6 protein-coding genes are annotated in these 7,819 nt (G+C 72.1%); 1 reads left to right on the plus strand and 5 read right to left on the minus strand.

Features of this window, described 5'->3' with window-relative positions; all coding sequences use genetic code 11:
* Positions 1–2,388 (minus strand): EAL domain-containing protein (locus PKE44_RS12005; RefSeq protein ID WP_324551459.1); only part of this gene is annotated, 2,388 nt, incomplete at its 3' end.
* Positions 2,389–2,505: 117 nt separating this feature from the next.
* Between PKE44_RS12005 and PKE44_RS12010 the strand changes: the two genes are divergently transcribed.
* Positions 2,506–3,000 carry a CreA family protein gene (locus tag PKE44_RS12010; protein ID WP_324551461.1) on the plus strand — a complete coding sequence of 165 codons (495 nt, stop codon included), beginning with the start codon at positions 2,506–2,508 and terminating at the stop codon, positions 2,998–3,000.
* Between the two features lie 12 nt (positions 3,001–3,012).
* Here the strand turns inward: PKE44_RS12010 and PKE44_RS12015 are convergent, their stop codons facing one another.
* The 4 genes from PKE44_RS12015 to PKE44_RS12030 all read right to left on the minus strand — a co-directional run.
* Positions 3,013–5,466, minus strand: a complete 2,454-nt coding sequence (locus PKE44_RS12015) for an EAL domain-containing protein (protein ID WP_324551463.1) — start codon at positions 5,464–5,466, stop codon at positions 3,013–3,015.
* A 163-nt stretch (positions 5,467–5,629) separates the two neighbouring features.
* Positions 5,630–6,337: a dethiobiotin synthase gene (bioD, locus tag PKE44_RS12020; RefSeq protein ID WP_324551465.1), complete on the minus strand. Its 708-nt coding sequence runs from the start codon at positions 6,335–6,337 to the stop codon at positions 5,630–5,632.
* Positions 6,334–7,236, minus strand: a complete 903-nt coding sequence (bioC, locus tag PKE44_RS12025; RefSeq protein ID WP_324551467.1) for a malonyl-ACP O-methyltransferase BioC — start codon at positions 7,234–7,236, stop codon at positions 6,334–6,336. Before bioC ends, bioD begins: the two co-directional genes overlap by 4 nt.
* A gap of 29 nt (positions 7,237–7,265) precedes the next feature.
* A partial coding sequence (locus PKE44_RS12030) for an alpha/beta fold hydrolase (RefSeq protein WP_324551469.1) occupies positions 7,266–7,819 on the minus strand: 554 nt, incomplete at its 5' end.

Here is a 7,819-nt window from a genome sequence, read left to right on the forward strand (position 1 = left end):
GAAGTTGCCCTGCACGAGTTCGATTTCCGCCTGCCACAGCAGGCCGAGCGACTGCGCATCCTCGACGTAGCCGGCGATGATGCGCGGGCCGGTGCTGCGGATGCGGTGCACGAGTTCGCGCATCCAGTTCTGGCGGCCGGGGTTGGTCGCGAGGTTGGCCGTCAGGCTGCGGTCGAGCTTGACGTAGTCGAGCGGCAGGTTCGGCAGCAGCGCCAGCGATTCCTCGGCGGCGGCGAAGTGTTCGAGCGCCGTGCCGTAGCCGGCGGCGCGCACGCGGCGCAGCAGTTGTTCGGTGCGCCGCGGCACGACCAGCAGCGTCGCCTCGGAGATCTCGAACACGCAGCTGCGCGGCTGCACCGAGACCTTGGCCAGCATCGCCTCCAGCCACTCGGCGAAGCCCGGATCGGCGACCGAGGCGCCCGAGAGCTTGATGAAGAAGCAGGTGTCGCCCTGCTCCTTCAGCCGGCCTTCGAGCCCGCGCAGCGCGCGGCTGACCACCCAGCGATCGAGCAGGCGATCGAGGCCGAGGCGGGTCGCGGCGCCGAGGAACTGCTCGGGCAGCAGCGTGCGGCCCTCGGTGTCACGCATGCGCAGCAGGACTTCGTAGCGCTCGCCGTGGTCACCGGCGAGGCTGGTGATCGGCTGGTACATCAGGAACAGCCGGCCTTCCTTGATCGCGCCGCTGATGCGCCCCATCCAGTCGCGCTGCTCCTCGCCGCCGGGGCCGCCGGCCAGCACCGGATGCAGGCGCACGCGATCGCCGCCCTCGCGGCGCAGCGCCACACAGACGGCCTTGCCGGCCTCGACCGACTGTTCGAGCATGCCGGATTCGGCGCGCGCGACGCCGACATAGACGCTCGGGCGGTTGCCGTGGCCGAGCTCATCGAGCGTCACGCAGCCGAGCGCATAGGCCACGTCGCGCGCGAAGCTTTCGAGCTTCGGCAGATCGACCCGGCGCGCGAACACCAGAAAGGCACCATCGGCGTTCATGCCGGCGATGTCGCTGCCGAGCAGCTGGTCATCGAGCGCATCGGCGAAGCGCGCACGCCAGCGCGCGCGGCGCAGTTCGCTCATGTCGCCCTGCAGCAGGTTGTCGACGGCCACGTACAGCAGCGCGCCGATGCCGGCGTCGTTGCGCGCGAGCGCCGTCTCGACCAGCTTGCGGAAGGCCTCGACCGTCGCCAGCCCGGAGCTGGCGTCGCGGTGCGTGAAGTCGCGGATCGCCGAACCGTGGCGGCGGCGCTGGCCGGCGGCATGGGCGCGCACTGCCCCGACCAGCAGGCCCGGTGCGGTCGGCTTCGGCAGCACCTCGACGCCGCCGCCGGTCAGCACCGGCAGGCGGTCCTCCTCGGCGGCGAGCAACAGCACCGGCAGCTGCGCGAGCGCAGGCTCGTCGCGGATCAGGCGCATCAGCGTCGGTGCGTCGGCCTCGGGGATGCCGGCATCGAACACCAGCACGTCGGGCTGTTCCTCGGCGGCGGTTTCCAGCAGCAGACCGGGATCGTCGAGCGTGCGCACGTGACAGCCGCTGCCGCGCAGCATGCCGGCGAGCCGCTCCAGGCGCACCGGATCGGCATCGAGCAGCAGCACGCGGTGCGGCTGCGGCTGGCGGTTGCCGATCAGCGCGTGCAGCCGGCGCGCGAGCCGGGCGCCACCGAGCGGTTCGACCAGACAGGCATCGGCCCCGGCGGCGAGCGCCTGCAGCCGGCAGCGGCTGTCGGTCTGCGGCGCCACCAGCACCACCGGCAGGTCCTCGTGCAGGCCGGCGAGGCGCAGTTCGGAGACCAGCCGGGCCCCGGCGCGGGGATCATGGGCGTCGCCGAGCAGCAGCACCGCCTGCGGCAGCTGCAGCGACAGCGCCAGATGCAGGGCCTGCAGGTCATCGAAGGTTTCGGCCTTGTAGCCGTGTTCGCCGAGCCGCGTCGTGTAGCCGGCCATGCGTTCGGGCGCGTCGCCGAAGACGTAGACGCGCGGGCGGTGGTCACCGGTCTCGTCGCGGGCCGGGCCGGTGGCACCGGCCTTGCGTGCGACCGGCACCGGCTCGGCTTCGGGGCCGACGATTGCGTCGTGCAGGCGGCGGATTGCATCGGCGAGCCGCACCTGCTCGATCGAATCCGGACGTTCGCCGCTGCGCACGAGTTCGCGCAGCAGCGTGTCGACGGTGCGCACGCGCACGGCCAGGCCGCGTTCATCGAGCGAGAGGCATTCCTCGACCAGGCGTCCGGTGATCTCGCTGACGGCGTTCAGGGCCTCGGCCGTACAGGCCTGGGCCGCCGCCTGCCCCCAGCGCAGCAGCAGTTCGCGGGCCAGCGCGACGAGCTGGATGCGTTCGCGCTCGACGCCGGCGCTGACGGCCGTGCGATCGCGTGCAGCACGCTCGACTCCCATGTCCCACCTCCTGAATAGACGTTTGCAGCGGCTGCAACGGTTGCCGGCAGCCGTCCCTGGACGTTCCGGCCAGTTTGCTACGATCCCTGCACCCCACACCAGACCGGAGTTCCGCCGATGCGTGTCCTGACCCGCCTGTCGCTGCTCTGCCTCGCCGCCGTGCTTGCCCGGGGGGCGCACGCCGAGGAGATCGGCAGCGTCGATACGGCCTTCAAGCTGCTCGGTGCCAACCACAAGATCGTCGTGGAAGCCTTCGACGATCCGAAGATCGACGGCATCGCCTGCCACGTCGCCAAGGCCCAGACCGGCGGCATCAAGGGCAGCCTCGGTCTGGCCGAGGACAGCTCCGATGCCAGCATCGCCTGTCGCCAGGTCGGCCCGGTGGTGTTCAGGGAAAGCTTCCGCGACGGCGAGGAGGTCTTCACCGAGCGCCGTTCGATCCTGTTCAAGAAGCTGCGCGTCGTGCGCTTTCTCGACCGCAAGCGCAGCACGCTGGTGTATCTGGTCTACAGCGACAAGCTGATCGACGGCTCGCCGAAGAATTCCCTGAGCACCGTGCCGGTGATGCCGTGGCCGACCGGCAGCGTCGCCCTGCCGCCGCCGGCGCGCTGAACCGCGACGGCCTCAGCTCGTGACCTGGTGCTGGATCACCTCGTCGGGCTGCTGCACGAAGTTGCCCTGCACCAGTTCGACCTGCGCCTGCCACAGCACGCCGAGCGACTGCGCATCCTCGATGTAGGCGGCGATCACCGCCGCGCCACCTTCCTTGAGCTTGCGCACCAGTTCGCGGATCTGCGTCTGGCGCGCCGGCTCGGCAGCGAGCTGCTGCGTGATCGCACGATCGAGCTTCACGAAGTTCGGCAGCAGCGCCGAGACGCGCAGCAGCGCGTCGGACTGGCCGTCGAAATGCTCGATCGCCACCGCCTGCCCGATCTCGCGCACCGCCTGCGCCAGCGTCGAGCAGCGCTCGAACTGCGCGAGCACCGTCGCCTGCGAGAACTGGAACACGCAGCTGCGCGGCCGGATCGTCACCTTGCCGAGCATCTGGCGCAGCCACTCCGGGAAACTCGGATCGGCGACCGAGGCCGTGCCGAGCTTGACGAAGAACACCGTGCCGGGGTGATCCTGCTGGCGCGCATCGAGTCCGCGCAGCGCCCGGCTGACCACCCAGCGATCGAGCAGGCGGTCGAGCCCGAACTTGGCGGCAACCGGCAGGAACTGCCCCGGCAGCAGGGTCTGGCCGGAAGCATCGCGCATGCGCAGCAGGACTTCGTTCCACTCGCTGCGATCGGCGACCAGCAGGTTGGTGATCGGCTGGTAGACCAGGAACAGCCGGTGCTCGCGGATCGCGTCGTTGATGATCGAGTGCCAGCGCCGCTGCTCCTCGAGATCCGGCGCGCTGCTCGACACCAGCAGCGGCTGCAGGCGCACGCCGGCGCCGGCCTCGCGCGCCTGCTGCGCGGCAAGCTGCGCGGCATCGCCGATCAGGCCATGCACCGGCCCGGCGTCGGCGCGGCAGACGCCGATGCTCGGCACCAGCCGCGGCCCCGGACCGAGATCGGACAGCTCGACGCCGCCGATCGCATCGATCAGCGCCCGCGCGTAGCTCTGCAGGTTCGGCAGATCGGGCTGGCGCGTGCTGATGATCACGCGCCCGGCGTTGTCCCAGCCGACGATGTCGTTGCCCTGCTGGCGCTCGCTGATCACGCGCGCGATGCGCGTGCGCACCTGTTCGAGGCGCGCCGCGTCGAGGCGTTTCGACCAGTCGAGATAGCCACCGAGGCTCACGTACAACAGCGCCGACAGCGCGCCCTCGGCCTCGCGCGGATGCGCGAGCCGCGCTTCGAGCGCTTCGGTGAACTGCGCCATCGTCAGCAGGCCGGTGACGGTGTCGGCGCGATCGGGCCGGCGCGCGCGCGAGAAGTTCTGCCGGTACTGCATCGCCCGGGCACGCACGCGCTCGATGAAGCGCACCGGGTCGGCGGGCTTGACGATGACATCGACGGCACCGGCGACGATCACGCGCGCATGCGCGGTCGGATCGCTCTCGCCGGAGAGCAGCATCACCGGCGTGTTCGCGAACTGCGGTTCCTCGTGGATCAGCCGCGTCAGCTCGCAGCCGTCGGCCTCGGGCATGTAGAGATCGAGCACGAACACATCGGGCTCGAAGCCCTGTGCGGCTTCGAGCACGCCGAGCGGATTCGACAGCGCCTTGACCTCGAAGCCGGCCGCCTGCAGGCGGCTCGACTGCAGCTCCAGGAAGGCGCGGTCGTCATCGACCATGACGACGCGATACGGCGCCGGCTCCTGGTGGCTGATCAGCTCGCCGAGCCGGGTGGCCAGTTCCGGCGCGGCGACCGGCTTGACGAAGTAGCCGACGCCGCCGGCGCGCAGCGCGATCAGCTTGGTGCGGCTGTCGGCGCGCGCCGACAGGAACAGCACCGGGCAGAGCAGCTTGCCGGCGCGGCGCAGCTCGCTGACCTGATCGGCACCGCCGAAGACGCCGTGCGGCGCGTCGATGTCGGCGATCAGGGCCGCCGGCTGGCGGCTGGCCATCGCATGCACCAGCGCATCCCAGTCGACGAAGGATTCGGCCGCATAGCCCTGGGCGGCGAGCTGCAGCGACAGGAACTTCGCCTGCGCCGGCTCGGAATCGACCAGGAACACGCGCGGCGCGCTGGCCGGTGCCGAGGCGGCCACCGTCATCGACGCGCTCTCGGGCGTGCGGCCGGTGCTGGCCGACTGCGACAGCGCCGCCGCCAGTGCCTCGACGCGCTCGCCGAGCGCCTGTGCGCGTGCCGGGTCGGGACGCTTGCCGCTCCAGCCGGCCTCGCGCAGCGCGGTGTCGAGCGCCTGCGCCTGTCCGGCCAGCGCGAAGCCGGCGGCCTGCGCGCAGGTGTCGGCCAGCCCGCGCACGAACATGCGCAGGTCGACCATCTCGGCGGCTTCGAAGTGGCTGCTGCGGGCGCGCTGCCAGTGGCGACGCAGATCGCTGGCCAGCGTCGACAGCAGCGTCCGGTCCTCGTCGCGCAGGACAAGCCCGGGTTCACGGCTGGCTGGCAACGGTTCGAGCGGCATCACTCCCTCCTGACTGGACAGGCCGGCCATCTTACCGATGGCGGCCGGCGCCCGGGCGCCGGCGTCACCGGCCTCCGCTGCGGGCGCTGTAAACAAAATACACGGCAGCCGGCAGCCGGCTGGATGATCTGGCAAGCCAGACTAGCACCGGCACCGGCCGCAATCATGAACGCTGCGCCGCAGCAGCGGCGAGCAGCGGGCGCAGGTCGAGGCCCCCGGCGTGGCTTGCCGGCAGCGGACACCATGCCAGCGTGCCGAGACAGGGCGCCGGCAGCAGGGCGGTGAGCGTGGCGAGGTTGTCATCGGCCAGCGCCATGTCCGGATCGATGCGGTTGGCGATCCAGCCGGCGAGCGGCAGGCCGGCGGCGAGGATGGCATCGGCACTGAGCAGCGCGTGGTTCAGGCAGCCGAGCCGCAGACCGACGACCAGCACCACCGGCAAGCCCAGGCGCTGCGCGAGCGTGGCGAGTTCGCCCCCGGCACCGAGCGGCACGCGCCAGCCGCCGACGCCCTCGACCACCAGCCAGTCGGCACCGGCCGCAAGACGGCGGGCGCAGTCTTCGATGTGCGCGAAGTCGATGCCGCAGCCGGCCGCGCGCGCCGCCAGATGCGGCGCGACCGGCGGCGCGAAGGCGTAGGGATTGACCAGCGCGTAGTCCGGCGCCCCGGCCGAGGCCGCGATCAGCGCCAGCGCGTCGTCGTTGCGCAGGCCCGCGGGCGTGGCCTCGCAGCCGCTTGCGACCGGCTTCATGCCGACTGCGCGCAGGCCGCGCGCCGCCAGTGCCTGCAGCAGCGCCACCGCCGCGCGCGTCTTGCCGATGCCGGTGTCGGTTCCGGTGACGAAGCAGCCGGCAGGCAGGGCAGCGTTCACGCCGCCGGCCCGGCCGGCGGCCGGCGGCGCAACCCGGACAACGGGAAGGTCGCGACCCCGCCGGGGCCATCGACCGACAGCTTCTGCGCCGGCGCCCAGGCATGGCCGTAGACGACCTCGTAGCTTGCCGGCAGCACGCCGTCGCGGCGCTCGCGCTCGTAGGCGGCGCTCATCGCCGCAAGCCGGCCGCGACCGGTCAGGCCGCGCGCGCGCGTATCGAGCACATTGTGCGCACCGATCGCCTTCAGCTCGCGCATCAGCGCCAGCACGTCCGGATAGGTCAGCGTGAAGCGTTCGACATCGAGCACCGGATCGGCGAGCCGGGCGCGTACCAGCGCATCGCCGACATCGTGCATGTCGGTGAAATCATTGACGTGCGGCCGGTCATCGACCGCCGCCCACGCCGCGCGCAGCTCGCGCAGCGTGTCCGGCCCGAGCGTCGTGAACAGGAACAGCCCGCCCGGGCGCAGCACGCGGCGCACCTCGGCGAACACGGCATCGGGCGCGCCGCACCACTGCAGCGTGAAGTTCGACCAGACCAGATCGAGGCTGTCATCGGCAAACGGCAGGCGCGCGGCATCGGCGCAGACCGCGCGCAGGCGCCGGAACCAGCCGGAGCGGGCGCGCGTGCGGGCGCACATCGCCGGAGCCAGATCCGCGCCGCAGACCAGCGCCTGCGGATAGCGATCGAGCAGCGCACGCGTGTGCAGGCCGGTGCCGCAGCCGAGATCGAGCACGCGCGCCGGCACGAGCTTCACGAGATCGAGCCGCTCCAGCAGGCGCGTGCCGACCTCGCGCTGCAGCACCGCACAGTCGTCGTAGCGCGCGGCAGCGGCATCGAAGGCGGCACGCACCAGACGGGCGTCGGGGCGGGTGGCGGGCGGCAGCGGATCGTTCATCGGGGCTCGGGCGCCGGGCAGGCCGGCTGTCAGTCGTGCAGCGCCGTCGCCAGCGCCGCATGGAATTCGTCGGGATGCGACAGGAAGGGCGCGTGCGTCGCGTGCCGGAACACCTGCACGCGCACGTCCGCCGCCAGCACCGCCAGCGCCTCGCCGGCCGCGACCGGCACCAGCGCGTCGCGCTGGCCGAGCAGCAGGCGCACCGGACAGCCGAGCCGCGGCCACTCGGCGCGCAGGTCGGCGGCTTCGAGGATCGAAAGCCCGTCCTCGAGCGCGACCGTCGCCGGCAGGCCGTGGCGGAACACGATCTCGCGCAGCACGCGCAGGTGCGCCCGGGCATTCGGCAGGTTCAGGGTTTCGAGCGCGATGAAGCGCTCCAGCGTCGCCTTCGGGTCGTCGGCAAGACCACTGGCGAACTTCGCGAGCGCGGCCGTCGTCATCGCGCACGGCCAGTCCGGGCGCTGCACGAAGCAGGCGTTCGAGCCGGTGAGCAGCAGCCGGTCCACGCGCGCCGGCGCATCGAGCGCGATGCGCTGCGCCACCAGCCCGCCCATCGACCAGCCGAGCCACGCGGCGCGGGCCG

Source organism: Plasticicumulans sp., from assembly GCF_035331805.1.
Classification (GTDB): Bacteria; Pseudomonadota; Gammaproteobacteria; order Competibacterales; family Competibacteraceae; genus Plasticicumulans.

Bases quoted from the DNA above. Each gene is read 5' to 3' on its own strand.
- bioC (WP_324551467.1), bottom strand. From the start codon at position 7,236: ATGAACGATCCGCTGCCGCCCGCCACCCGCCCCGACGCCCGTCTGGTG.
- PKE44_RS12015 (WP_324551463.1), bottom strand. From the start codon at position 5,466: ATGCCGCTCGAACCGTTGCCAGCCAGCCGTGAACCCGGGCTTGTCCTG.
- PKE44_RS12010 (WP_324551461.1), top strand. From the start codon at position 2,506: ATGCGTGTCCTGACCCGCCTGTCGCTGCTCTGCCTCGCCGCCGTGCTT.